31 protein-coding genes are annotated in these 22,903 nt (G+C 57.3%); 30 read left to right on the top strand and 1 reads right to left on the bottom strand.

The annotated features are described in order from the left end of the window. Positions 1-51: 51 nt before the first annotated feature. From OGY33_RS16395 to OGY33_RS16250, 30 genes are all read left to right on the top strand, one after another. On the top strand, positions 52-402 hold the full coding sequence (locus OGY33_RS16395) for a putative holin (protein WP_057069720.1): 351 nt from the start codon (positions 52-54) through the stop codon (positions 400-402). A gap of 2 nt (positions 403-404) precedes the next feature. Continuing rightward, positions 405-1,133, top strand: coding sequence for a transglycosylase SLT domain-containing protein (locus OGY33_RS16390; protein ID WP_286571964.1), 729 nt, complete (start codon positions 405-407; stop codon positions 1,131-1,133). Further along, positions 1,117-1,767, top strand: a complete 651-nt coding sequence (locus tag OGY33_RS16385; RefSeq protein WP_286571962.1) for an MreC domain-containing protein — start codon at positions 1,117-1,119, stop codon at positions 1,765-1,767. The genes OGY33_RS16390 and OGY33_RS16385 overlap by 17 nt, the downstream gene beginning before the upstream one ends. Beyond that, on the top strand, positions 1,764-2,096 hold the full coding sequence (locus OGY33_RS16380) for a hypothetical protein (RefSeq protein WP_057069268.1): 333 nt from the start codon (positions 1,764-1,766) through the stop codon (positions 2,094-2,096). The genes OGY33_RS16385 and OGY33_RS16380 overlap by 4 nt, the downstream gene beginning before the upstream one ends. Next, positions 2,089-2,400 (top strand): hypothetical protein, encoded by a 312-nt coding sequence (locus OGY33_RS16375; protein WP_057069271.1) that lies wholly within the window; start codon positions 2,089-2,091, stop codon positions 2,398-2,400. Before OGY33_RS16380 ends, OGY33_RS16375 begins: the two co-directional genes overlap by 8 nt. Further along, positions 2,400-2,942 (top strand): DUF3486 family protein, encoded by a 543-nt coding sequence (locus OGY33_RS16370; RefSeq protein ID WP_115454734.1) that lies wholly within the window; start codon positions 2,400-2,402, stop codon positions 2,940-2,942. The genes OGY33_RS16375 and OGY33_RS16370 overlap by 1 nt, the downstream gene beginning before the upstream one ends. Continuing rightward, positions 2,939-4,462, top strand: coding sequence for a hypothetical protein (locus OGY33_RS16365; RefSeq protein WP_286571960.1), 1,524 nt, complete (start codon positions 2,939-2,941; stop codon positions 4,460-4,462). Before OGY33_RS16370 ends, OGY33_RS16365 begins: the two co-directional genes overlap by 4 nt. Then, positions 4,462-5,958 (top strand): DUF935 domain-containing protein, encoded by a 1,497-nt coding sequence (locus OGY33_RS16360; protein WP_286571958.1) that lies wholly within the window; start codon positions 4,462-4,464, stop codon positions 5,956-5,958. Before OGY33_RS16365 ends, OGY33_RS16360 begins: the two co-directional genes overlap by 1 nt. Further along, a complete protein-coding gene (locus tag OGY33_RS16355; RefSeq protein WP_286571955.1) occupies positions 5,939-6,760 on the top strand; it encodes a phage head morphogenesis protein in 822 nt (273 codons plus the stop codon). The genes OGY33_RS16360 and OGY33_RS16355 overlap by 20 nt, the downstream gene beginning before the upstream one ends. A gap of 2 nt (positions 6,761-6,762) precedes the next feature. Then, positions 6,763-7,230, top strand: coding sequence for a phage virion morphogenesis protein (locus OGY33_RS16350; RefSeq protein WP_286571954.1), 468 nt, complete (start codon positions 6,763-6,765; stop codon positions 7,228-7,230). Between the two features lie 204 nt (positions 7,231-7,434). Continuing rightward, the gene (locus tag OGY33_RS16345; protein WP_286571952.1) at positions 7,435-8,532 is read left to right on the top strand and encodes a peptidase; all 1,098 of its coding nucleotides are present in this window, start codon (positions 7,435-7,437) and stop codon (positions 8,530-8,532) included. Positions 8,533-8,545: 13 nt separating this feature from the next. Continuing rightward, positions 8,546-9,499 (top strand): major capsid protein, encoded by a 954-nt coding sequence (locus OGY33_RS16340; RefSeq protein ID WP_057069209.1) that lies wholly within the window; start codon positions 8,546-8,548, stop codon positions 9,497-9,499. A gap of 10 nt (positions 9,500-9,509) precedes the next feature. Then, positions 9,510-9,866, top strand: coding sequence for a DUF2190 family protein (locus OGY33_RS16335; protein WP_115454729.1), 357 nt, complete (start codon positions 9,510-9,512; stop codon positions 9,864-9,866). Between the two features lies 1 nt (position 9,867). Beyond that, positions 9,868-10,314 carry a gp436 family protein gene (locus OGY33_RS16330; RefSeq protein ID WP_057069213.1) on the top strand — a complete coding sequence of 149 codons (447 nt, stop codon included), beginning with the start codon at positions 9,868-9,870 and terminating at the stop codon, positions 10,312-10,314. Then, positions 10,314-10,778, top strand: coding sequence for a Gp37 family protein (locus OGY33_RS16325; RefSeq protein ID WP_286571949.1), 465 nt, complete (start codon positions 10,314-10,316; stop codon positions 10,776-10,778). Before OGY33_RS16330 ends, OGY33_RS16325 begins: the two co-directional genes overlap by 1 nt. Further along, a complete protein-coding gene (locus OGY33_RS16320) occupies positions 10,778-11,044 on the top strand; it encodes a hypothetical protein (protein ID WP_286572055.1) in 267 nt (88 codons plus the stop codon). The genes OGY33_RS16325 and OGY33_RS16320 overlap by 1 nt, the downstream gene beginning before the upstream one ends. Further along, on the top strand, positions 11,034-12,461 hold the full coding sequence (locus OGY33_RS16315; protein WP_286571947.1) for a phage tail sheath subtilisin-like domain-containing protein: 1,428 nt from the start codon (positions 11,034-11,036) through the stop codon (positions 12,459-12,461). Before OGY33_RS16320 ends, OGY33_RS16315 begins: the two co-directional genes overlap by 11 nt. Beyond that, a complete protein-coding gene (locus OGY33_RS16310; protein WP_237423291.1) occupies positions 12,458-12,982 on the top strand; it encodes a phage major tail tube protein in 525 nt (174 codons plus the stop codon). Before OGY33_RS16315 ends, OGY33_RS16310 begins: the two co-directional genes overlap by 4 nt. Before the next feature lie 105 nt (positions 12,983-13,087). After that, on the top strand, positions 13,088-13,423 hold the full coding sequence (locus OGY33_RS16305; protein WP_286571945.1) for a phage tail assembly protein: 336 nt from the start codon (positions 13,088-13,090) through the stop codon (positions 13,421-13,423). Beyond that, positions 13,365-13,505: a GpE family phage tail protein gene (locus OGY33_RS16300; protein WP_114683004.1), complete on the top strand. Its 141-nt coding sequence runs from the start codon at positions 13,365-13,367 to the stop codon at positions 13,503-13,505. The genes OGY33_RS16305 and OGY33_RS16300 overlap by 59 nt, the downstream gene beginning before the upstream one ends. Positions 13,506-13,580: 75 nt before the next feature. Beyond that, entirely contained in the window at positions 13,581-16,049 is a 2,469-nt protein-coding gene (locus OGY33_RS16295; protein ID WP_286571942.1) for a phage tail tape measure protein, read from the top strand. Further along, positions 16,049-16,933 carry a phage tail protein gene (locus OGY33_RS16290; protein WP_286571939.1) on the top strand — a complete coding sequence of 295 codons (885 nt, stop codon included), beginning with the start codon at positions 16,049-16,051 and terminating at the stop codon, positions 16,931-16,933. Before OGY33_RS16295 ends, OGY33_RS16290 begins: the two co-directional genes overlap by 1 nt. Next, positions 16,933-17,145: a tail protein X gene (locus OGY33_RS16285; RefSeq protein WP_286571937.1), complete on the top strand. Its 213-nt coding sequence runs from the start codon at positions 16,933-16,935 to the stop codon at positions 17,143-17,145. Before OGY33_RS16290 ends, OGY33_RS16285 begins: the two co-directional genes overlap by 1 nt. Further along, a complete protein-coding gene (locus OGY33_RS16280; protein ID WP_286571935.1) occupies positions 17,133-18,302 on the top strand; it encodes a phage late control D family protein in 1,170 nt (389 codons plus the stop codon). Before OGY33_RS16285 ends, OGY33_RS16280 begins: the two co-directional genes overlap by 13 nt. Then, positions 18,299-18,871 (top strand): phage baseplate assembly protein V, encoded by a 573-nt coding sequence (locus OGY33_RS16275; protein ID WP_286571933.1) that lies wholly within the window; start codon positions 18,299-18,301, stop codon positions 18,869-18,871. Before OGY33_RS16280 ends, OGY33_RS16275 begins: the two co-directional genes overlap by 4 nt. Positions 18,872-18,947: 76 nt before the next feature. Beyond that, on the top strand, positions 18,948-19,295 hold the full coding sequence (locus OGY33_RS16270) for a GPW/gp25 family protein (protein ID WP_115454719.1): 348 nt from the start codon (positions 18,948-18,950) through the stop codon (positions 19,293-19,295). After that, a complete protein-coding gene (locus OGY33_RS16265; protein WP_181562010.1) occupies positions 19,286-20,389 on the top strand; it encodes a baseplate assembly protein in 1,104 nt (367 codons plus the stop codon). The genes OGY33_RS16270 and OGY33_RS16265 overlap by 10 nt, the downstream gene beginning before the upstream one ends. Beyond that, a complete protein-coding gene (locus OGY33_RS16260; protein ID WP_115454717.1) occupies positions 20,382-20,960 on the top strand; it encodes a phage tail protein I in 579 nt (192 codons plus the stop codon). Before OGY33_RS16265 ends, OGY33_RS16260 begins: the two co-directional genes overlap by 8 nt. A 2-nt stretch (positions 20,961-20,962) precedes the next feature. Then, positions 20,963-22,180 (top strand): gp53-like domain-containing protein, encoded by a 1,218-nt coding sequence (locus OGY33_RS16255; RefSeq protein WP_286571930.1) that lies wholly within the window; start codon positions 20,963-20,965, stop codon positions 22,178-22,180. A 2-nt stretch (positions 22,181-22,182) separates the two neighbouring features. After that, complete coding sequence (locus OGY33_RS16250; RefSeq protein WP_286571928.1) at positions 22,183-22,608, top strand: tail fiber assembly protein; 426 nt, start codon at positions 22,183-22,185, stop codon at positions 22,606-22,608. Here OGY33_RS16250 and OGY33_RS16245 read toward each other — a convergent pair. After that, the coding region (locus tag OGY33_RS16245; protein WP_286571926.1) for a tail fiber assembly protein at positions 22,580-22,903 on the bottom strand (324 nt) is incomplete at its 5' end. The genes OGY33_RS16250 and OGY33_RS16245 overlap by 29 nt on opposite strands.

Raw genomic sequence — 22,903 nt, 5'->3', positions numbered from 1 at the left:
CCCTTTAATTGACATTTGTGATGCTGTCTCCACCACACAAGGAGACGCATCATGAAAAACATCAAAAAACTTATTCCCCCTGTTAAAACACCCCGTCTCAGCGGCTGGCTGCTGACTGCTGTGCTGCTGCTCGGCACCATCGGCCTGGTCTCGCCCCAGCAGTTGCCGGTGGTGGTTTACAAGTTGTCGCTCATAACACTAGCAGCAGTGCTGGGCTACTGGCTTGACCGTTCGCTTTTCCCCAAAGCCCGTCCCGGTCAGTACCTGAAGCATGACGAAAAGCTGATGGCTGATGGTCGTTTTCCCGTCCAGACCGGCCTCCACATGGTGTTTTCTGCCGCGTTGATTCGCCGTGCGCTGATTGTTGCGGCAGTCTGTCTGGCCGTGGCTATGGGGCTGTGAACATGAACTGGCCTCAAATCACTCTCATCATCCTTTTAGCATTCGGGCTGGGCGTAACCGCCATCAGGCATGGTCAACCGCGTAACGATAAATACAGTTTCTGGTGGCAACTTGTAGCGAATCTGGCGCTTGCATGGTTGCTGTGGTGCGGTGGTTTCTTTAGCGAAGCCAGAGCAGCTCAGCCTCCGCAGGCCGCGCTGCAGTATCGCAGTGATGTGATACGCAATGCCCGGCTTGAATGGGGGCTGTCAGCGCCGGTGGCCGACTTTGCGGCGCAGCTGCATCAGGAAAGCGGCTGGCGACCTGATGCCGTATCGCCAGTTGGCGCTGAGGGGCTGGCGCAGTTTATGCCTGCCACTGCCGACTGGATAAGCCAGTTGATGCCGGGGCTTAACAGTCGTGAGCCGTTTAACCCGGCCTGGGCTATCCGGGCGCTGGTCAGCTATGACCGCTGGTTGTGGCAGCGCGTCAGTGCCACCAACGACTGCGAACGTATGGCCATGACGCTCTCGGGTTATAACGGAGGCTTAGGCTGGGTGCAGCGTGACAAGCGGCTGGCATCGCAGAAGGGGCTGGACAGCGCTCGCTGGTTTGGTCATGTCGCCACGGTGAATGCCGGACGAAGCGCTGCAAACTGGCGCGAGAACCGCCATTACCCCCAGCGCATCCTGCGGGATCTGGCACCGCGCTATCTCACATGGGGAGGCAGTAGCTGTGTGGAACCTGGTTAAAAGACTACCGTGGCGCGGTATGGTACTGGCACTTGTCCTGGTGGGTGCGCTTTATGGGCTTAACCGCTGGGGTTATCACGACGGTGCTGAAGACGCAAAACGTGACGGTGACGCGGCGCTCAGTCGGCTGCAGTCCGCATTTAATACCTACAAAACCGAACAGACAACCCTTGAGAACGCAGCGCTGCGGGAATCCGCGAAGCGCTATCAGGATCGGGTTATCAGCGGGTATCTGGCTGAAGGGAGTTATCTTGCGCAAATCGCTCAGCTTGAGAGCCAGAACCAACAACTACAGGGGCAGATTAATGAAGTCACACAGCGCTGGATTGATGAAAAAGGCAAGAGCCATCCCATTAACTGCGTGTTTACTCGCGGTTTCGTGCGCCAGTACAACGCCGCGCTCGGATACGACGACGCATCCGTCGACGCCGGTCATTCAGGCGCAACTGCCCCCGCTGGCACCGGCACTGGCAAAGCGCCCCGGCAATCTGAAGCCGCTGAGGCCAGGCTACGCGACTCAGGCGTCAGCCAGCGCGACGTTCTCGCCAACATTATCGACAACGCAAAACAGTGCCGGGTCTGGCGAAGCCAGATAAACGGCCTGCTGGACGAACGAGAAGGATTACAGAAATGACGCTGCAGGTTGAATTCTGGACGGTGGTGGGCTTCCTCATCACCTTCATGAGCTTTGTCGGAGGGATGGCCAAGTGGCTTTTCACTAAAGCGGAAGAACGTCAGGCAGCGCGTTTCACTTCACTGGAACAGGCACTGCAGAACTCCACCTCCAGCTGGAGCGAGCTGGAAAAAGAATTCCTGCGATTTCAGGCTGAATTACCCGTTCAGTATGTCCGTCGTGAGGACTATATCCGTGGTCAGACGGTCATTGAGGCCAAGCTGGATGCGGTTTACAACAAACTGGAAGTGGTACAGCAGTACCGTATAACCGGAGGTAAACATGGTTGATATCGCCCGCGTACGCCGGGAATCCCTGCGCTGGAGTCTGCTGGTTGCGTTGAATAAAACCCGCCCGTACACCGCCAGCGAAACGCTGCTGCTGGACGTGGCCCGCGCGATTTATCCCGACACCACCTCGCTTGAGCTGCGTCGTGAGTTGGACTACCTGTCTGACCGAAAAATGGTTGAGCTGGAGAAGAGGCCCTCCGGCGACTGGTTTGCCGACCTGACCCGCCTCGGCGTTGACATCGTGGAATATACCGTGGAATGCGGTCCCGGCATCGCCCGTCCGGAAAAATACTGGAGTGAATGATGGCCAGACGCAGCACGATAGACAAGCTGCCGGAAGATGTTCGCCGCTGGCTTGAGCGGGCGCTGAACGAGTCCGGCTTCAGCGGGTATACCGAACTGGAGACCCTGCTGCGCGATCGGGGATACGTCATCAGCAAATCCGCTATCCATCGCTATGGGCAGAAGATTGAGCGCCGCTATGGTGCCATCCGTGCGGCAACCGAAGCGGCCCGGATGCTGACCGAGGGAGCCGCTGACGATCAGGACGCGCGTTCTGAGGCGGTGATTGCCCTGATTCAGACCGAGCTGTTCGAGAGTATTGTCCTGCTGCAGGAGGACGAAGAAGAAATCGACCCTAAAGAACGTGTGGCTCTGCTGTCCAAGGTTGCAAAGAACGTAGCCACGCTGTCCCGAGCCTCGGTCAACCTGAAGAAGTTCCAGACCGAAGTCCGCGCCAGAGCGCAGCAGGCAGCGAGCAATGCCGAGAAAATTGCCCGCAAGGGTGGTCTGTCACATGAGGCGGCTCAGGCAATACGCCGCGAAATTTTGGGGATCGCATCGTGAATCCATTACCGCCAGTGGTACCCGACACCTCAGCCTCCGACGTTCCCGTCGTACTGATGCCCTATCAACAGCGGTGGGTGGCTGATACCTCTCCACTCAAGATTATCGAGAAGAGCCGCCGAACCGGTATCACCTGGGCCGAGGCGTCCGATAATGTCCTGACAGCGGCATCAGCGGTGACAGCCGGTGGCATGAACGTCTATTACATCGCCTACAACCAGGACATGACCGTCGAGTACATCCAGGCCTGTGCGATGTGGGCGCGTATGTTCAACTATGCCGCCAGCGAAATTGAGGAAGGTTTCTGGGAAGAGGACGAAGACGACAAGCACATCAAGACCTACACCATCAAGTTTCCCGACTCCGGCTTCCGCGTTGTCGCGCTCTCCAGCCGTCCGTCTAACCTGCGTGGCCGTCAGGGCATCATCGTTATCGACGAGGCCGCGTTCCACGAACAGCTGGATGAACTGCTGAAAGCGGCGCTGGCGATGCTTATCTGGGGCGGTAAAGTGCGCGTTATCTCCACTCATGACGGTGATGATAACCCGTTCAATACGCTTATCGGCGATATCCGGGCCGGGCGTCAGGGCGGCAGCGTGCAGCGTATTCCATTCAAAGAGGCCGTCTCTGAAGGGTTGTTCCGCCGCGTCTGCCTGCGTACCGGGAAGGCATGGTCACAGAACGCAGAAGATGCCTGGATTGCATCGGTGTACAAATTCTACGGGACCGGGGCTTCTGAGGAGCTTGACTGCATTCCGGCGAACGGCGGCGGAGCATGGCTCTCACGCGCCCTGATTGAGTCCCGCATGTCGGCTGACACGCCGGTGCTGCGCCTGACCTGCCCGGAGGGCTATGAGCTGCAGTCTGACGAAGTTCGGTGGAGCGAGACACAGGAGTGGCTGGAGAAAAACCTGAAGCCGCTGCTGGAGGCGCTGCCTCCCGATGCCCGTTCGTTTTTGGGCCGTGACTTTGGCCGCAGCGGTGACCTGTCGGTGGACTATCCCCTGTTGCAGCAGAAGAACCTGGTCCGCCGCGTGCCGTTCGTGATGGAGCTGCGCAACGTCCCCTTTAAACAGCAGGAGCAAATCACCTGGTATCTGATGGACGGTCTGCCCAACCTGATGGGGGCGGCGTTTGATGCCCGTGGTAACGGCTCCTATCTGGCGGAATATGCCATGCAGCGCTACGGCTCCAGCCGGGTTAAGCAGGTTATGCCCACCGAAGGCTGGTACCGGGAGCATATGCCGCCGGTCAAGGCCGCGCTGGAGGACGGTAACCTGGTGGATTTGCCGAAGGATGAAGACACGCTGGATGACCTGCGGGCCGTGCAGGTCGTGAACGGCGTTCCCCGCGTACCTGAACAGCGGTCAAAGGCAAAAGCCGACAGTGGCAAGCGCCACGGGGACTCTGCTGTCTCGCTGGCACTGGCGTACTTTGCCAGTCGTGAAATTAACAAAGGGCCGGTGAAGGCAAGCTCACGCCGTCGTCGTCAGGCTGCCCGGATGCTGGAGGATTACTGATGGCCCGTGGAATCTGGGTTTCCCCGACTGAGTTTGTCTCATTTGCCGAACCTGATAAAACGCTGACGGAGCAGATTGCCTCGCGCAGCCGTTCCATCGACTTCTTTGGGCTGGGGATGTACCTGCCGAACCCTGACCCCATTCTGAAATCTCAGGGGCGGGATATCCGCATCTATCGTGAACTGCGTACCGACCCGCTGGTTGGTGGCTGTATCCGCAGACGCAAGGCGGCAGTCAAATCACTGGAGCGCGGTCTGGAGCGTGGCCACGCCCCGGCGCGGGTGTTCAGCTTCATCCGGGATATGCTGGACGATCTTGATATGTCCCGCATCATCGGCGAGATGACCGACGCTGTGCTCTACGGGTATCAGCCTTGCGAACTCATGTGGGGCCGTTCGGTGAAGTCCTGGGCCATCAACGATATCGTGGGTAAGCCGCCTGAGTGGTTCCAGTTCGACAATGACAACCTGCTGCGCTTTCGCGCGAAAGACGCCGGGCTGGACGGTGAAGCGGTTCCCCTGAGTAAGTTTGTGGTGCCGCGACAGGATGCCACTTACGATAACCCGTATGGCTTTCCAGACCTGTCCATGTGCTTCTGGCCGGTCACCTTCAAAAAAGGTGGCATGAAATTCTGGGTACGCTTTGCCGAGAAGTACGGTTCACCGTGGGTCATCGGCAAACATCCGCGCGGGACAGCGCAGGGTGAGATTGACCTGCTGCTGGACTCCATGGAATCTATGATCGAAGACGCGGTGGCCGCTATTCCTGATGATTCGTCTATTGAGATCAAAGAGGCTGCAGGCAAGGCCGACAGCAGCGATATTTATCAGAACCTGATAACGCTCGCCCGCAGTGAAATCTCTATCGCCCTGCTGGGACAGAACCAGACTACTGAGGCGACAGCGAATAAGGCATCAGCCACAGCCGGGCTGGAGGTTACCGATGATATCCGGGACGCCGACGCCGATATCGTGGAAAGCGCGGTGAATCAGGCCATCAGGATGGCGGTCTCGATGAACTTTGGCGACGTGGCCAGCCCCGTCTGGAAGATGTGGGAACAGGGTACGGTCGACGATACCCAGGCAACCCGCGACGAGAAACTCAGCCGCGCCGGTGTGGTCTTCACCCCGCAATACTTCAAGCGTGAGTACCAGCTGCAGGACGGGGATATCGACGAGACACCACCATCAGAGCGCCAGAAGAACGCGCCGCCGCTGTCGTTCGCCGAGGCCATTGATGCTGATATTCAGGCCCAGCAGGACCTTGATGACGCGCTGGACATTCTGATGAACGGTGGCTCGTTAAACGGTGTGCTTACGCCGGTGCTGGAACCACTCTTTAAGCAGGTGAAAGACGGTGTTAACCCGTCAGAGCTGCTGGGGGCGCTGGCTGAACTGTACCCGCAGATGAATGCGAATGACCTGCAGGAACGGCTGGCCCGTATCATGTTTGTTGCTGCTATCTGGGGGCGTCTGCATGAGCGTAACCACGGCTGAGCTGGCTTACTGCATGACGCTGCCGCCGAAACGGGCGATCGGCTATCTGAAGTCCAAAGGGTATAGCTTCACCTGGGACTGGGAGGAGATGTGGCAGGAGGCCCATGCCCGTGCCTTTACCGTCGCCAAAGTGACCCGGCTGGATATTCTGGAAGATATCAGGAGCGCCCTGCAGCAGGCGCTGGATGAGGGGAAGACTGACCGCTGGTTCCGCCAGCAACTGGAGCCGGAGCTGCAGCGCAAAGGTTGGTGGGGGCCACGCGATACCACCGACCCGGTCACCGGTGAGCCGGTTACCATCCAGCAGGGCAGCCCGTGGCGGCTCGATACCATCTTTCGCACCAATATGTCGGTGCTCTACAGCGCCGGACGCTGGGCCGAACAGATGGAGAACATCGACGACAGACCGTACTGGATGTACACCGGTATCAACGACAGCCACACCCGCAAAAGCCATCTGGTCCTGCACGGTCTGGTGCTGCCCTATGACGACCCGTTCTGGCAGGCGTTCTACCCGCCGAACGGCTGGCGCTGTCGCTGTGGGGTGATTGCCCTGAGCGCCGCCGAGGTTCGCGCCCGTGGCCTGAAGGTGACGAATTCAGGTTCTGCCATGGGGTGGGAGCTGAAGCTGGTATCAGAGAAGACGGGAGAGATGCAGAACGTCGCCACCTTCAACACCGGCACCACAAAAGTGGCCACCGACGTCGGCTGGTCATACGCGCCGGGTGCGGCGTACCGTCCTGACCTTGCCCGCTATCAGGGCACGCTTCACCCACTGGCACAGCAGGAACTGAGAGGATAACGATGGCTTCAGATAATCTGGTCACTATCACCATTAACGATAAATCCCTGCGCCAGAGCCTCAGTGCGCTGGAGCTGGCAGCGACAGACCTCACGCCCGCGATGCGTAAAATCGCCGGGACCCTCCTGACGGAAACGCTGCTGAACTTCGAAGATGAAGGTCGCCCGGCCTGGACACCTTCGCTGGCTGCACAGGAGCGGGACGGCATGACGCTGCAGGACAAGGGGAATGCCGGTGGCCTGAAAGGGAGTATTTCCACCGATTATGACGCCAGCCATGCGATGCTCGGTACCAACAAAGTGTATGGCCCGATTCATCAGTTCGGTGGCGAGGCCGGGCGTAAACATTCCGTGGAGCTGGAAGCCCGCCCTTATCTGCCGCTGACCGGCGACGGTGAGCTGCAACCAGAGGCTGAGACCTCGGTTCTGGATACGATTGTCCGGCATCTTGAATCAGCGGCCCACCGTTGAATTTAACCCTCCGGGGCGGGTGATTTACCGCGTTACCCGCTCCGGAGCCTTTATAAAGGTTTACAGCCCCCTCGTTTACCGCTTTAATCGTCCCTGTTTCCCTTCGCCGTACTTCTCTCCCCCAGTTTTTTCTAAAGCAGATTAAAAGCGCTATTGCGTGCTTTTCCGCAGACTGTCTCCGACAACGTAACGCGGGACAGCAAAATGTCAGCCATTCATATTTTTAAAGCCGGTACCCATACCGATATGCACGGCACGAAACTGCCGTTCACGCAGAGCGACCTTGCCGCCTGCGTCAAAGCCTACGATCCATCCGTCCACGAAGCTCCTCTCGTCATTGGTCACCCGAAAACCGAAGACCCGGCGTGGGGCTGGGTGAAGTCCCTGTCACTCAGCGGCGCTGACCTGCTGGCAGAGCCTGAACAGCTCGACCCGCAGTTTGCCGAACTGGTGGGCAACGGACGCTTCAAGAAGGTCTCTGCCTCGTTTTATCTCCCTGACTCACCGAATAACCCGAAGCCGGGTGTGCTTTACCTGCGCCATGTCGGTTTTCTGGGCGCACAACCACCTTCCATTAAGGGGCTGAAGCAGGTCTCGTTTGGCGAGAAAGAAGAAGGCGTCGTCGAGTTTGCCGACTGGAGCGATATCACCAACGCCTCGTTGTGGAGCCGTCTGCGTGATTTCCTGATTGCCCGGTTCGGGATTGATGAGACCGACAAAATCATCCCGTCGTGGCAGCTGGATTCACTGCGTGATGAGGCTTATCGCGATGAACCAGTCAAAACCCCCGATTTCAGTGAACGTAATCCATCCCCTCAAAAAGAGAGTAACGCAATGACCGAAGACGAAATCAAAGCGCTGCAGGCGGAAAACACCCGTCTGAAAGCCGAAGCGACCCAGCGGGAAGCGCTGGAAGCGAAGAACAAGCTGGATAAGTTGCACGCGGACAACGTTTCTTTTGCCGAGAAGCTGGTCGGTGCTGGCCGTCTGACTCCTGCAGCAAAGCCGGTTGTGGTCGCCATTCTTGATGCGGTAGCCGGTGGAGACAAGCCGGTTGAGTTTGCCGAAGGCGATACCCGCACCCCACTGGCAGCGGCGTTTAAGACGCTGCTGGACGGCACTGCCCCTGTGCTGAATTTCGGTGAACATGCGACCAAAGACCGCGTGGACACAGATACCAAAACGACTTCAGCGGAGTTTGCTGAAGCCGACCCGGACCGTCTGGCGCTGCATCAGAAAGCGCTGGACCTGTCGAAAAAAGAAGGCATCAGCTACGACGCTGCTGTCTCCCGCTGCCTGTAATTAAGGAGAGAACATGTCTGATTATTTAAAGGGTAAGCGCGTCGTTGATCCGGTGCTGACCAGCATCGCACGCGGTTATAAAAATGCGGCCTTCATCGGCGAGCGCATCTTCCCGATTGTTGAGACCGATAAAGAAGGTGTGACAGTACCTACCTTCGGCAAAACGGCATTTGTTGAGTTCGAAACCCAGCGAGCCGTGGGGGCAGACAGTAACGTTCTGGTGCGTGAGAAAACCGGGAGCCTTGACCTGGTACTGAATGAACACGATCTGGCCGCGCCGGTGGACTATCGCGAAAAAGCCGAGTCAATGTTCAACGAAGAATCCAAGGCCATTCGCCGCGTAACGAATGGCGTCAACCTGAAGCGCGAGCTGTATGCCGCCCGCCTGGCTCAGGATCCGAAAGTCTATGTACAGGGGAGCGTCAAGGCCTTAGCAGCAGCTGAGCGTTGGGTTGGCGGTAAAGGTGATCCGATTGGTGTCATTGAAGCCGGTATCGAAGCAGTGCGTAACAAAACCGGCCTGCGTCCGAACCTGATGACTATGGGAGCCAGCGTCATGGCGCTGCTGAAGTTCCACCCGGCGATTCAGGCGGCGATTGGCGCTAACGAACGTAAGCGGATCACCCTCGAAATTCTGAAAGACCTTTTCCAGGTGGAAGACGTGGTGGTCGGCGAACCGGTATCCATGGCCTCCATGAAAGATGCGCAGGATAAGGACAAAACGCCGTCCGATATCTGGGCCGACAACCTGATGCTGCATTACGTCGGTAAGCCCCAGCCAGGAACCACCAGTGCAGATGAAAACGAACCGTCGTTCGGCTACACCCTGCGCCGTAAAGGCATGCCAGTTGCCGATAAGTACGACGGCGCAGGCGGCAAGGTGAATTACTGCCGTTATACCGATATCTACAAAGTTGCCGTGGTCGGTGGCGATGCCGGGTATCTCATCAGCAACATCGTGAAATAAGGAGAGGATCATGGGTGCAACTCAACAGGTCATTCTGACCACATCGGTGACGGCGTTTGCCGCCCTGACGCAACAGCGCTTTGTCGGGGCCGATAATGCCCCCTGCAAGGCTGGTGCTGTCGCGCTCGGCGTAGCGGAAGTCGATGCCGCCGCCGGTGATATTGTGCCGGTGAACGTTCTCGGCATCATTGTCGTGGAAGCCGGTGCGGCAGTGACCAAAGGGCAGAACGTCCAGTCGGATGCGAACGCCTGCGCCGTTCCTCAGGTTCCCGCAGCCGGAGATACTCCGGCAGGCATATCCGCCGGGATTGCGCTGGATGAAGCGCTGGCAGCCGGTGACGCCATCCGCATTCTGCGCGGGGTGTGACATGTACTGCACGCTTTCCGATTTGCTGGAGCAGATGCCGGAGCGGACGCTCATCGAACTGACCAATGAGACGGTGGGGTTTGATGAGCAACCTCCGGTCAACGCGACCGTGGTCGAGAGCTGCATCCGCTACGCCGGTGAACTGATAGATGCCCACCTGCGTGGGCGCTATACCCTGCCGCTGGCGGAGGTGCCGACCGTTCTGCGGGATATTGCTGTCACGCTGACCCGTTATCGTCTGTATGCCCGCCGTCCGGAAGGCGCTATCCCGGATACCGTCAAGGACGACAACAAAGCAGCCTGCCGCCAGCTGGAAGCCATCCGTGACCAAAAACTCACGCTGGGGCTGCAGTCCACTCAGAAGGATGTACCGGAGTCCGGGGAAATCCGGGCACGGTCACGCCGCCCTACCTTTGGCGGGCGCGATGGCTTACTGGAGAAATACTGATGAACGTTCTGCCCGTTATTGATGCGGTTGTTGTCCGCCTGAAGGAGAAGCTCCCGACGCTGGCGGTGGAGTATTTCCCGGAGAAACCGGCGGAATACCGCCTGAACCATCCGAAGGGAGCCTTGCTGGTGAGCTACGCCGGGTCGCGCTTCGACAAACCCAACGATATTGGCGCGGTGATCCAGCCCCAGACAATCCAGCTCTGTGTCACGGTGATCTTTCGTCAACTTAACGGTAAGCAGGGGGCGGTGGATGTGCTGGACATGGTGCGCCGCATCCTCGGTGGATACACCCCGCCGAACTGCCGCCGCCGCATCTGGCTGACCCGTGAAGTGTTTATCGGTGAAGTTAAGGGGCTGTGGCAGTACGCGCTCGACTTTGCGACGGAGAGCGTCTTTATCGAAGACAGCGATTTACCGTCCGGCCCACTGTTAACCGAAGTGAACTACGAGGAGCGCGAGTGATGAAAGCACAAGCGACGAAAAATTACCGCTATTCCGGCCCGGCCAGTGGCGTCACGCTGTCGGACGGAACTGAAGTCCTGCTCTGGCCGGGGAAGACAGTCTCCCTGCCGGAGGAGCATGATTATGTGAAGGTACTGGTGGCGCTGAAGCATCTGTCACCAGAAGCCGAAGATACGCCGCCCGCCAGCCCACCCGAGACTATCCCGGTGAAACGCCGCAACGGTAACGACACTGATACGAAAGCGGAGGACAGCCATGTCAGCTAACTATCTGCACGGCGTTGAAACCATTGAAGTGGAGAACGGTGCCCGTCCGGTTAAAACGGTAAAATCTGCCGTTATCGGGCTGATTGGTACCGCCCCTATGGGCAGCATCAACACCCTGGTACAGTGCCTGTCCGAGAAGGATGCCGCCGCGTTTGGCAGCCAGCTTACCGGCTTCACCATTCCGCAGGCGCTGGACGCTATCTACGACCACGGTGCGGGCACGGTGCTGGTGATTAACGTCCTTGACCCGGCTACCCATAAAACCGCTGTGGCCGATGAAGTGGTAACGTTTGACAAAACCACCGGCAAAGCAACGCTCGCTAACCCTGTCGTCGCACAGCTGGTTCTGAAACCCGAGGGCGATGGCCAGCCTTACGCTGAAGGTGAGGACTATGTGCTTGATGCGCAGACCGGCGTGCTGACGAACCTCGGGAAAAGCATCGCACCGGGTGCCAAAGTGAAAGCCAGCTATAACTACGCTGACCCGACGAAGGTCACGGCAGCGGATATCATCGGTGCTGTCAATGCGGCGGGCAACCGTACCGGCATGAAGCTGCTGAACGACAGTTTCAATCTGTTCGGCTACTTCGCCAAAATCCTGATTGCCCCGGTGTTCTGTACCCAGAACAGCGTCTCGGTGGAGCTTATCGCCATGGCTGAAAAGCTGGGCGCAGTGGCCTACATCGACGCGCCGATTGGGACCACCTTTGCGCAGGCGCTGGCGGGTCGTGGGCCGGTGGGTACCATCAACTTTAATACCAGTTCAGACCGTGTCCGTCTGTGCTATCCGCACGTTAAGGTGTACGACGCGGCCACCAACAGCGAACGGCTGGAACCACTGAGCCAGCGTGCTGCGGGTCTGCGTGCCAAAGTCGACCTGGACAAGGGCTACTGGTGGTCGTCCTCCAACCAGGAAATTATGGGTATCACCGGTGTGGAGCGCCAGCTGTCAGCCATGATTGACGACCCGCAGAGCGAGGTGAATCTGCTCAACGAACAGGGCATCACGACGGTCTTCAGCAGCTACGGCAGCGGCCTGCGTCTGTGGGGCAACCGGACGGCGGCATGGCCAACGGTCACCCATATGCGCAACTTTGAGAACGTTCGTCGCACCGGTGATGTGATCAACGAGTCCCTGCGTTACTTCAGCCAGCAGTACATCGACATGCCGATTACCCAGGCGCTGATTGATGCGCTGACGGAATCGGTCAACGCCTACGGGCGCAAGATGATTGGCGACGGTGCGCTGCTGGGCTTTAAATGCTGGTTTGATCCCGCCCGTAACGAAGAGACGGAGCTTGCCGCCGGTCACCTGTTGCTGAGCTACAAATACACGCCACCGCCGCCGCTGGAGCGACTGACGTTTGAGACCGAGATCACCTCGGAATACCTGTTAACCCTGAAGGGGAATAGCTGATGTCAAAGATTGAGATCAACCGCATCACTAATGCCAACATCTATCTGGATGGCGCTAACCTGCTGGGGCGGGCCGAGGAGGTCAAACTTCCCGACGTATCCATGACCATGCAGGAGCATAAAGCGCTGGGTATGGTGGGCAAGGTGGAACTCCCGGCAGGCTTCGATAAGCTGGAGGGAGAGATTAAGTGGAACAGCTTCTACCGCGATGCGATGCTGTCTGCCGCTAACCCGTATAAGTCGCTGGCGCTGCAGTGCCGCTCCAGCGTTCAGCGCTACAGCTCTCAGGGCCTGATTGATGAAGTGCCGCTGGTGACGTTCCTGACCATCATGTTCAAGAAGAACCCGCTGGGTACCTTCAAACAGCATGAGAATGCGGAATTCTCCAGCGCCTTCACCTGCACGTACATCAAACAGGTGATGGATGGCGAAGAGCTGCTGGAGCTGGATTATCTGGCCAACATCTTCCGCGTCGGCGGCGTTGACCAGTTGACCGATTACCGCATCAATATTGGCGGGTAGTCATATTTCAGGGGGCCGCAAGGCTCCCTTTCTTCTTAACCCCCTTTAATATCCGCTATCCCCTCAACTGGACATACTGCTCTGAAACCACACAGGAGCATGAACATGTCACAGGTACAACCCGAAGTATTCATCCCAGCCCATCCATTCACTACCACTGCCGGGACACGCATTGAGCGCATTGAACTCAAACGTCTGACCGTTAAAGATCTGAAGCTGGTTCGAAAAATCTCTAAAGACCCGGATGACTGGGATGAATCCCTGATTGCCCGCAGTTCCGGCATCCTGCCGGAAGACCTGGACAATATGGATCTGGCTGATTATGTGGAGCTGCAGAAACGATTTCAGAAAATCACAGGGGTGGGTAAGAAATCCGAAGACGATGACAAAGGCGCAGGGGCTGCTGGCGAGGTGGTTCCGGTTCCAGCCGGGGGAAATTGACGCTCTCGATATTGACGATCTGGAAATGTGGCTGGAACAGGCTGAAGAACAGATCGCCAGCGAGTACGGCGACAAATCGTAGTATGAGCAGCCGCCAGTGGTGGCTGTTCTGCATTATCCCCTCACATATTTGCATTCACCCCAGAGGTTAACCACTATGTCGGGTCAGTTTTCAGTCGGCGTTGTTATCGGTGGGATGATTGGCAGCACCTTCCGTTCTGCAATGAGCGGTACTCGTCGTGCGCTTGACTCCCTTAATGATACCTCCCGCCGTCTGCAGGAGCGGCAGGATAATCTGACGCAAAAAATAGCGCGTTACGGCCACCTTGGCACCTCCTCCATGCAGAACCTGAACAATGCACTGCAACGGGTTGGCCGGACAATGGAGCAGGTTGAGCGTCAGCAGCGCCGGTTGTCGGCTGCATCCGCTACCAGTGATGCACTGAAGGCCAACCGCATGGCGCTCTATGGTCAGGGTGCAGAAACTTACGCTATCGGCAGAACGCTGGGCGCTCCTGTCATGGCATCCGTCAAACAATATGCCTCGTTTGAATCCCAGTTGCGCGATATCAGCGTCACCGGCGATCTGGATGCAAAGCAGGAACGAGCGATAGGTCAGGCCATCAGGCAGGCTTCTCTGAAGATTAACCAGCTACAGGAATCCCTGATGGGAGGAGTAGGCCAACTGGTTGCTGATGGTATGGCACCGGAGCAGGCTGCTACGTTTGCCGGGATGCTGGGTAAAGCGGCCACCGCGACAAAAGCCGATATGACTGACCTGGCAAAAATGACCTATGCCTTCAGTGATGCCCTCAAAATTACCGATGCCAAAGAGCTGGAACAGGCATTTGGTATCGCAGCGACAGGGGCCAAGCTCGGCTCGTTTGAACTGAAGGATATGGCTAAAGCACTACCCGGCATGGCAAAAGCCTTTGCGGCCCGTGGTATTTACGGTAAAGACGCCATAACCCAAATTGTCGCCAGTCTGGAAGTAGGTAAAGGCAGCGGTTCAGCAGAAGAAGCCGTCACTAATATGTCCAACTGGCTGGCGGCGATGGGACGCGGAGATACTACGCAGAAATACGCCAAGGCAGGTGTGGATTACCAAGGGTCAATGCAAAATTATGTAGCCCAGGGTCTCTCTCAATATGAAGCATCTCTCATGATTGCCAACCGATTTATTGACGGTAAAGGCAAGGCATTCGTGCAGCAATGGAAAGCCGCAGGCTCTAGAGGCGATCAGGAGGGCCAGCAGAAGCTGATGGAGTCCTTCGGACTAGCGGAAGTATTCACCGATATTCAGACAGTCAACCATCTGCTGTCGATGCGTCAGGGCTGGGATAAATACCAGTCTAACAAGCAGGAAATGAATACTCCTTCTGCAATGTCTACGTTGGACAAGGATGCAGCGAAACAGAATGATACGCTTGAAGGGCGTTGGCGCAGAACGCAGATTGGCTTTAACGACGCGGCTATCAGCATCGGTGAATCATTACGCCCGGCGTTGATCCAACTGGGAGAAACGTTCATCCCATTAATGAACAGCGTCGGTAAGTGGATTGCAGCCAACCCGCAACTCGTGAGCGGTACGATTCAGGTAATAGGCGCATTGCTCGCGTTTAAGATGGCCACCATCGGCCTCAAACTGGGGCTGAACCTGCTGATTTCCCCCTTTGTGAACGTCTGGAAAAATTTAATTTTGCTGCGTGCCAACTGGCTACGTCTTACGCTGGCGCTGGGGGAAGGCGGTAAACTCCGCTGGCTGGTGACTGGCTTCAGCTCAGTTGCTAAAGGGGCCGGAACGCTGGGGCGTGTACTGGCTGGCAGCCTTGTTCGCGGCATCATGCTCGTCGGGCGGGCCGTTCTCTGGATGGGGCGGGCTTTGCTGATGAATCCCATTGGTCTCGCTACAACCGCCGTCGCGGCAGCAGCTTACCTTATTTATCGCAACTGGGGTGCGGTCAGCGGCTGGTTTAAACAGCGCTGGACTGACATTAAAATGGCGTTTAATGGCGGTATCGTGGGGATTAGCAAACTGCTGATGAACTGGTCTCCGGTTGGCCTGTTGTATAAAGCCTTTGCCGCCGCCCTGAAATATCTGGGCGTTGACCTGCCCGCAAAGTTCACAGACTTCGGCAGTAACCTTATCGACGGATTGATTAACGGCATCAAAAACAAGTGGGAAACGCTCAAAACCACCGTCACCGACATGGGCGACAACGTCGGCGGCTGGTTTAAAGAAAAACTGGGTATCCATTCGCCGAGCCGGGTGTTTATGGGATTCGGTGACAACATCGCGCAGGGTGCCGCCATTGGCCTGCAGCGAACCACTCCGCTTGCAGCGCTGGCCGGACAGCGGCTGGCTGAAGAAATGACCCCGGACGTCCCCCGCCTTCCGTCACCAGAGATTATGGCCGCAGGGTATGGCGGACGAGGAGCCGGTACTGCTGCCGGAGGCGGAGCTACTGGCGGTATTAACATCGACTTTAATCCCCAGTTTTACCTTAACGGCAAAGAAACGTCGACGCCCGCCGGGTTAACCGGGGCGCTGAATATGAGCGTACACGAGCTGGAGAAAATGCTGGAGCGCCTGCTGGCCCAGCAACAACGCCGGAGGTACAGCTGATGTTTGCGGTTCTGGGCGATATTGAGTTTGAGCTGATTACCTACTGGGACGGCTTCGAAGCGACGTTCGGTGTCGATTATGCCGAGCACCCCCGCATCGAAGGGAAACCCGGCCTGCAGTTCATCGGCGACAAGCTGGACGAAATCCAGATAAGCCTGGTCTTTCACCAGCATTATTGCGTGCCCGACGTCGAGCTGGCCCGCCTCAGAACGGCGATGAAGGCCCATCAGGCGCTGGCTCTGGTGTTTGGCAACGGCGACTATCGCGGCTGGTTTGTGATAACCGACGTGACCGCAACCAGCGAACAGACCGACAGCACCGGCAACGTGCTGGCAGTCAACGCCACCGCATCGCTCAGGGAGTACATCGGCGACCCTAAAAACCCCCTGAAGCCACCTGCCATCCGCACGCAGGTGCCGGGCACCGGCGCGGTGTCTTCTGCGGTTCCATCGCCTTCCGGTGTGGCGCAGTTTGTCCGGGACGGCGTCAACTACGCAAAACAGGCGCAATCGGCGCTCCAGACCACCATGAGCGCAGTGCGGATTGCGGAGAAAATGAAAGATAACCCGACCGTGGCACTGACCCGCGTGCCGGGGCTGATGAGTGGGCTGGGAAATATCTCCGGGTCACTGGGGAGCAGTATCCCGGCGTTTAATGCGCTGGCCGAGTCCATGCCGGAGGCCGTCAGTCTGGCCCGGGCCACCAGTGAGGCCGCTGCGTATGTTCAGCAGGCGCAGTCTTTGTTGAACGGTGTCGACGGCAGCAATATTGCGGCGGCGCTGGATGCGGTTTCTGGTCAGTTGAACTCCGCCAGTACCACCTTTACCCGCATGTCGCCGGGATTAAGCACCATGGCAGCCAGAATTATGGCGAGGAGTGTCTGATGTTCCTTAAACATGTCACCCGTAACGGGGATCGCTGGGACTCGCTTGCATGGCAGTACTACGGCGACCCGATGGGCTACCCCCGGATTATTGCCGCTAACCCGCACGTGGCCATCACGCCGGTGCTTCCCTCCGGGCTGTTGTTGCTTATCCCGGTGATTGAGGCTGAAGAAGCCACAACAGAAGAGGATACCCCGCCATGGCTGAGGTAAGCAGCACGCAGACATCGTCTGCCCCGGGCGGCGTCAGCGAGGTGCTGTCGCCGGTGTTCACCCTGTGGTATCTGAAAAAGAATATCACCAGCGATATCACCCCATACGTCACCCGCATTACGTACAGCGATAACATCAAAAATGAGTCCGACACCATCGAGGTGGAGCTGGATGATACCGATGGTCGCTGGCTGGATGCGTGGTATCCGGGCAAAGGCGACACGCTGACCCTGAAGGTGGGCTATCAGGGGGAGAAACTGCTGTCCTGCGGTACCTTCTCCATTGACGAGATAGAGGTCAGTTCGCCCGCGTCCGTGGTCTCCATCCGGGGCGTGTCCACCTCGGTCAACAGCGCATTACGGACGAAATCAAGCCGGGGTTTCGAGAGCACCACGCTGGCGGCCATCGCCGGGCGCATTGCCAAAAAGCATCAACTGAAACTGGTGGGCAGCATCGAGGCTATCAAAATTGACCGGGTGACGCAGTACGCCGAGACCGACGTGGCCTTTCTGCACCGGCTCGCCAGCGAGTACGGCTATGCGGTGAAGATTGTCAGCGACCAGCTGATATTTTCGCATCTGGCCACACTTCGCAGCCAGGAGCCGGTTAAGCAGCTGAAGCCACAGGACGTGGCTCGCTACTCGCTGCGCGATACCATCAATCGGGTCTACAAATCCGCCAGGGTCAAGCACCAGAAGAGCAGCACGAAAAAGCTGATTGTGTATGAGGCTGACGGAGGCACCAGTGAGAGCAGCAAGCAAACCAAAGGCGGCAAGGTCACCAGCGCCGACCGTCTTCAGGTCAACAGCCGCGTCAGTGACCCGGACAGCGCCCGCATTAAGGCAGATTCCGCGCTGGCCCGTCACAATGAATATCAGCAGAGTGGCTCCCTGACCCTCATGGGAGCGTCCCAGCTGATAGCGGGTAATAAAATTGAGCTGTCCGGATTTGGTCAGTTGTCCGGGCCGTGGCTGATAACCACCGCCCGCCACACCCTCGACCGCAGCAGCGGCTACGTGACCGAGCTGGACGTGGCGCGGGGGCCAGTGACGCGGGGTAAGGCGAAGAAAGGTAACAAAACCGGCAAGACCCAGACGCTCACCGTCTACAAGCCTGACGGCAGCACATCCACGGTAATAAAGGAGAAGAAAAAATGACAGGCGTAACCCTGCAGACCGGTACCGTCAGCGCCGTCGATGCTGCTGGCGTGAAAGCCCGCGTCCGGCTGCCCGAGTGCGACAACATGCGCACCAACTGGCTGGACGTCCTGCAGCCCAACACCCAGAACAACAAAGACTACTGGCTCCCGGATGTGGGGGAACAGGTCAAGGTGCTGCTGGACGAAAATGGCGAAGATGGCGTGATCCTCGGTGCGGTCTATTCAGCCGTTGATAAACCCTCGTTCAGTGACAAGGACGTTCGCGGGACAATATTCAGCGACGGGGCCGAGTTCAGCTACCACCGGGGCACTCATACGCTCACCATCCGGGGCAGCGTGGAGCACATTACGGTTGAGTGTCTGAACAAAGTGACGGTCAAAGCGCAGAGCGCTGTTATCGATGCTGAGGAAACCGAAATTCCCGGCAATCTGACCGTTGGCGGGAAAACCGTTCTCAAAGGAGGGCTGGAAGCCTCTGGTGGTGAAGGCGCTGCGGCCCGCATCACCGGCAATCTGGAGATTGAAGGCAGCGCCCACGCCACCGGCAGTATCACTTCGGACCAGTAATACTGGCAACCAGTCCCGCACATCTTCTTAAACGCCTTTAATATCGGCTATCCCTTCCGGGGGCAATACTGCCCCCATGAAAACGACCTCAGTATTCTGGCAACCGGCCCTGCAGGCCCCCGGCGAAATCGTCCAGGGGCTGGATGATATCTGGCAGGCCATTCAAATCATTCTGCGCACACCTCGCGGCAGCGACCCGCACCGCCCGGAGTTCGGCAGCAATCTGCACCTTTATATCGACTGGCCCGTTGAGCGTGCCATTCCACACGTCGTGCGTGAGTCCGTCGATGCCATTCGTCGCTGGGAGCCTCGCTGCCAGCTGACGTCGGTTAAACCCGCCGTTGACGGTGAACATCTTACCCTCCGGGTGAGCTGGAAAGGCTCGGACGGACAATCCCGGACTCAGGAACTGCTATGGCGCTGACAGAACCCAATTTTATTGAACGCGATGCCGACAAAATCACGGCTGAAATGATTGCGCAGTATGAGGCTGACACCGGCAAGACGCTGTATCCGGCGCAGGCCGAACGTCTGCTGATTGACCTGTGGGCCTACCGCGAAATGCTGGTCAGGGTGGCAGTACAGGAGGCGGCAAAGCAGAATCTGGTCGCCTTTGCCCGTGAGCCGATGATTGATTACCTCGGTGAGCTGGTTGGCGTGTACCGTCTGGCCGCGCAGTCTGCATCCACCCCTCTCCAGTTCGCTGTCGACGAAGCGATGGTGATGGATGTGCTGATACCTGCAGGCACCCGCGTCAGCGCCTCCGACAGCGTTATTTTCGCCACCGACGCGGACGTGGTGCTGAAGGCGGGTCTGCTGCTGGTCAACGTTACGGCGACCTGTACCGAACCCGGTGATGCCGGTAACGGCTGGCAGCCTGCTCAGGTCAGCCAGCTGCTCGATGAGATTGACAACGTCGACCTGCAGGTCACCAACCTGTCCGCCAGTTCTGGCGGCTCAGAGCAGGAAGACAATGACCGGCTGCGTGAGCGCATCAGGCTGGCCCCGGAATCCTTCACCAACGCCGGTAGCCGTGGCGCATACCGTTTTCATGCCATGGGAGCACATCCCAGCATTGTCGACGTCGCCGTTCTCTCCCCGGTGCCCGGTACCGTTGAGCTGTATCCGCTGCTCAGCACCGGCCTGCCGGACGACAGCATCCTCACGCTGGTCGAGAGCTTCTGCTCAGATGAGAAAGTCCGACCGCTCACCGATACCGTTCATGCCAGAAAGCCCGTCCAGGTGGACTACGCCATCGACGCCCGCATCACGGTTTATCGCGGTCAGGACGTCAATTCGATAAAAGACGCCGCAAATAATGCCATTCAGCGCTGGGTGGCGGCCCGTCGGGCAAAGCTGGGGCTGGATATCGTGCCAGGGCAGATTAACGCCGTGCTGTCCGTTGATGGGGTGTATCAGGTTGAGCTGCCCGGTCTGGCGCTGGTTGTGGTGGCGGAAAACGAGTGGGCCAACTGTACCTCCATCAACATCACCATGACGGGGGTTGCCGATGGCTGAGCCGCTGCAGCTTCCACCGCCGCTTGAGGGGGATATCAGCCTCAGAACGCTGGGCAGACTGGCCGGGCGCCTGGACAACATTAACCTGGAAGCCCTGATGGTGTACCTGGTGGATATCGTCGACAGCTCCGCGCTGCCGTGGCTGGGGGAGCAGTTCTCGCTGTTCGGTGATGGCTGGGAGCTGGCAGAAGCGGATGACGTGCGACGCGCCCTGATTAAATCGGCCATCGAGCTGCACCGCTACAAGGGGACGCCGTGGTCAATTCGGGAAATCATCCGCCGCTTTGGTTTTGGCGAGGTCGACCTAATTGAGGGGACCGGTCAAATCGGCTACGACGGCAGACACACGTACAACGGTAACTATGTTCACGGTGACGCCGAGGCATGGGCTGTTTACCGCGTTATCCTCCGGCAGCCCATCACTAACGACCAGGCGGCAATGCTGCGACAGACCCTCGCTGCGTTCGCTCCTGCCCGCTGTCACCTTGCCAGTCTGGAATATCAGTCTGTCGCAATTCGCTACAACAACACCGTCAACTATGACGGCAGCTATAACCACGGGAGCAGTTAATTATGGCAAACCTACCTGAAACCCCACAGTGGGAAGACGGCATCTACCAGATTGAGGTCTCTGACCCCGTACTGGGCGGGCCTGACGGAATTTCTAACCGTCAGGCGAAGCAACTGGCCAAACGAACGTCGTACCTGAAACAACAGGTTGAGAGCGGTGATAAGAATTTGGCAGATCATATTGCTGCGCCGGACCCGCACACCCAGTATGCACCAAAGGAAAGCCCGGCGCTGACCGGTACACCTACCGCGCCTACGCTAACCAAAACGGATAACAGCACCAAACTGGCCACTACCGGGCATGTTAAAAACGTAGTCGCCGATTATGCTCCGCTGGCCAGTCCGGCATTAACTGGCAAACCGACAGCACCAACCGCTGTGCAGGCGTCCAATGATACGCAACTGGCCACCACTGCATTTGTTAAAGCAGCACTTGCTGCACTGGTTGCCTCTTCCCCAGAAGCACTTGATACGCTGAATGAACTGGCGGCGGCTTTGGGTAACGATCCAAACTTTGCCACCACCATGACGAACGCGCTGGCAGGTAAGCAGCCGCTTGATAACACATTGACCGCATTGTCTGGAAAATCAGTTTCTGCCCTTCTCGAATACCTTGGTTTTACAAAAGTTGGCAGAGATATAATCGCAGGTGGCACGACCTCAGATGTTTTGGCATATCTTGGTGTACCCGACTTACTCAAAGGCAAGCAGGATGCAGATAACACCCTGACAGCGCTTGCCAGGCTGGCTGGCGCAGCCAATAAACTCCCTTATTTTTCTGGCCCAGACGTAATGTCGATGACCGATTTTTCTGATATCGGAAGGGCAATAATCGCGGCAAGCACCAAGTCATCAGTGTTGTCATATCTTGAACTGGGGAGCGCCGCCAAAAAGAACACAGGAACAGACGCGGACCAGATACCGGATATGTCGTCATTTGCATTTGGTAGCCGCTGGATTACGCTTCCCAGCGGACACATCATCCAGTTTGATGTTTTAACTGCCGGTGTTGGAGACAAAGCAAACTGGCCAGTAACGAATTATCCTATTCCGTTTCCAAACGAATTATTACTTCCTCCTGTTGCAATACACACAGGAAACGGAGCTGTAGATACGAGTGTTAATTTTATTGTTGACACTGAAGCATCTTTAACCCGTTTCCGGGCAGGAACAAACGGCCTGACCCCACAAAATGGTGCATATATAGCAATAGGGAGATAACTATGTATTTATTTTCACGCAGTACATTAGCATTTTATCCCGATGTCTTACGAAACAACTATGAGGCAGCAGGAACTCTCCCCGAAGATGTAATAGAAGTCTCTGGAGACATACGCGATACATACAATGGTATACCCCCGACAGGAAAACGCCTGGGTATCAATTCTGACGGAATGCCGGTATGGGTTGATATTCCTGTCCCCACAAAGCAAGAACTGATTCAGAACGCTGAAAATGAGCGTCAGCGACTGCTAAAAGATGCTGACGCTGTGATGCTGGACTGGCGTACAGAGTTGCTGCTGGGTGAAATCAGCGACGCCAGCAGGGCTAAACTGTCGGCGTGGATGGCGTATAAAAATGAGGTTAAGTCGGCTGATGTGACAGCCGACCCAGAGCGTGTTAGCTGGCCTGTTCCCCCGGAGGCATAGGCCATTCAATATCTGGTGCGCTGGAAGTATCCACTCCATCCAGTGCATCCAGATAATCTAGCCACAGGTTGTATTGCGCCAGTTCGTCGCCCTTCAGCCTGCCAATCGCCGCCTTACCGGACCACTGCTTACTGTTCATGTAATCATTGGCTGAATCTATTCTTTTTTGCTTCTCCGCATCAGCAGCAGCAATCAGTTCTTCTCGTGTAGGCGGAGGAATATCAATCCAGACAGGCATATTTTGGCTGGAACTTAGCTGTTTGCCTTCAGGTGGTGCAAAGTTATATTCATTTCT

Origin of the sequence: Citrobacter sp. Cpo032 (assembly GCF_030332975.1) — a bacterium.
Taxonomy (GTDB): domain Bacteria; phylum Pseudomonadota; class Gammaproteobacteria; order Enterobacterales; family Enterobacteriaceae; genus Citrobacter; species Citrobacter portucalensis.
This window is presented reverse-complemented; position numbering and strand designations above follow the sequence as displayed.

Coding starts and splice junctions, on each gene's coding strand:
- OGY33_RS16360 (WP_286571958.1), top strand. CDS start 4,462: ATGGCCCGTGGAATCTGGGTTTCCCCGACTGAGTTTGTCTCATTTGCC.
- OGY33_RS16335 (WP_115454729.1), top strand. CDS start 9,510: ATGGGTGCAACTCAACAGGTCATTCTGACCACATCGGTGACGGCGTTT.
- OGY33_RS16280 (WP_286571935.1), top strand. CDS start 17,133: ATGGCTGAGGTAAGCAGCACGCAGACATCGTCTGCCCCGGGCGGCGTC.
- OGY33_RS16305 (WP_286571945.1), top strand. CDS start 13,088: ATGTCACAGGTACAACCCGAAGTATTCATCCCAGCCCATCCATTCACT.
- OGY33_RS16395 (WP_057069720.1), top strand. CDS start 52: ATGAAAAACATCAAAAAACTTATTCCCCCTGTTAAAACACCCCGTCTC.
- OGY33_RS16390 (WP_286571964.1), top strand. CDS start 405: ATGAACTGGCCTCAAATCACTCTCATCATCCTTTTAGCATTCGGGCTG.
- OGY33_RS16300 (WP_114683004.1), top strand. CDS start 13,365: ATGACAAAGGCGCAGGGGCTGCTGGCGAGGTGGTTCCGGTTCCAGCCG.
- OGY33_RS16270 (WP_115454719.1), top strand. CDS start 18,948: ATGAAAACGACCTCAGTATTCTGGCAACCGGCCCTGCAGGCCCCCGGC.
- OGY33_RS16265 (WP_181562010.1), top strand. CDS start 19,286: ATGGCGCTGACAGAACCCAATTTTATTGAACGCGATGCCGACAAAATC.
- OGY33_RS16295 (WP_286571942.1), top strand. CDS start 13,581: ATGTCGGGTCAGTTTTCAGTCGGCGTTGTTATCGGTGGGATGATTGGC.
- OGY33_RS16290 (WP_286571939.1), top strand. CDS start 16,049: ATGTTTGCGGTTCTGGGCGATATTGAGTTTGAGCTGATTACCTACTGG.
- OGY33_RS16370 (WP_115454734.1), top strand. CDS start 2,400: ATGGCCAGACGCAGCACGATAGACAAGCTGCCGGAAGATGTTCGCCGC.
- OGY33_RS16355 (WP_286571955.1), top strand. CDS start 5,939: ATGAGCGTAACCACGGCTGAGCTGGCTTACTGCATGACGCTGCCGCCG.
- OGY33_RS16325 (WP_286571949.1), top strand. CDS start 10,314: ATGAACGTTCTGCCCGTTATTGATGCGGTTGTTGTCCGCCTGAAGGAG.
- OGY33_RS16330 (WP_057069213.1), top strand. CDS start 9,868: ATGTACTGCACGCTTTCCGATTTGCTGGAGCAGATGCCGGAGCGGACG.
- OGY33_RS16285 (WP_286571937.1), top strand. CDS start 16,933: ATGTTCCTTAAACATGTCACCCGTAACGGGGATCGCTGGGACTCGCTT.
- OGY33_RS16345 (WP_286571952.1), top strand. CDS start 7,435: ATGTCAGCCATTCATATTTTTAAAGCCGGTACCCATACCGATATGCAC.
- OGY33_RS16375 (WP_057069271.1), top strand. CDS start 2,089: ATGGTTGATATCGCCCGCGTACGCCGGGAATCCCTGCGCTGGAGTCTG.
- OGY33_RS16255 (WP_286571930.1), top strand. CDS start 20,963: ATGGCAAACCTACCTGAAACCCCACAGTGGGAAGACGGCATCTACCAG.
- OGY33_RS16350 (WP_286571954.1), top strand. CDS start 6,763: ATGGCTTCAGATAATCTGGTCACTATCACCATTAACGATAAATCCCTG.
- OGY33_RS16380 (WP_057069268.1), top strand. CDS start 1,764: ATGACGCTGCAGGTTGAATTCTGGACGGTGGTGGGCTTCCTCATCACC.
- OGY33_RS16260 (WP_115454717.1), top strand. CDS start 20,382: ATGGCTGAGCCGCTGCAGCTTCCACCGCCGCTTGAGGGGGATATCAGC.
- OGY33_RS16320 (WP_286572055.1), top strand. CDS start 10,778: ATGAAAGCACAAGCGACGAAAAATTACCGCTATTCCGGCCCGGCCAGT.
- OGY33_RS16275 (WP_286571933.1), top strand. CDS start 18,299: ATGACAGGCGTAACCCTGCAGACCGGTACCGTCAGCGCCGTCGATGCT.
- OGY33_RS16250 (WP_286571928.1), top strand. CDS start 22,183: ATGTATTTATTTTCACGCAGTACATTAGCATTTTATCCCGATGTCTTA.
- OGY33_RS16315 (WP_286571947.1), top strand. CDS start 11,034: ATGTCAGCTAACTATCTGCACGGCGTTGAAACCATTGAAGTGGAGAAC.
- OGY33_RS16340 (WP_057069209.1), top strand. CDS start 8,546: ATGTCTGATTATTTAAAGGGTAAGCGCGTCGTTGATCCGGTGCTGACC.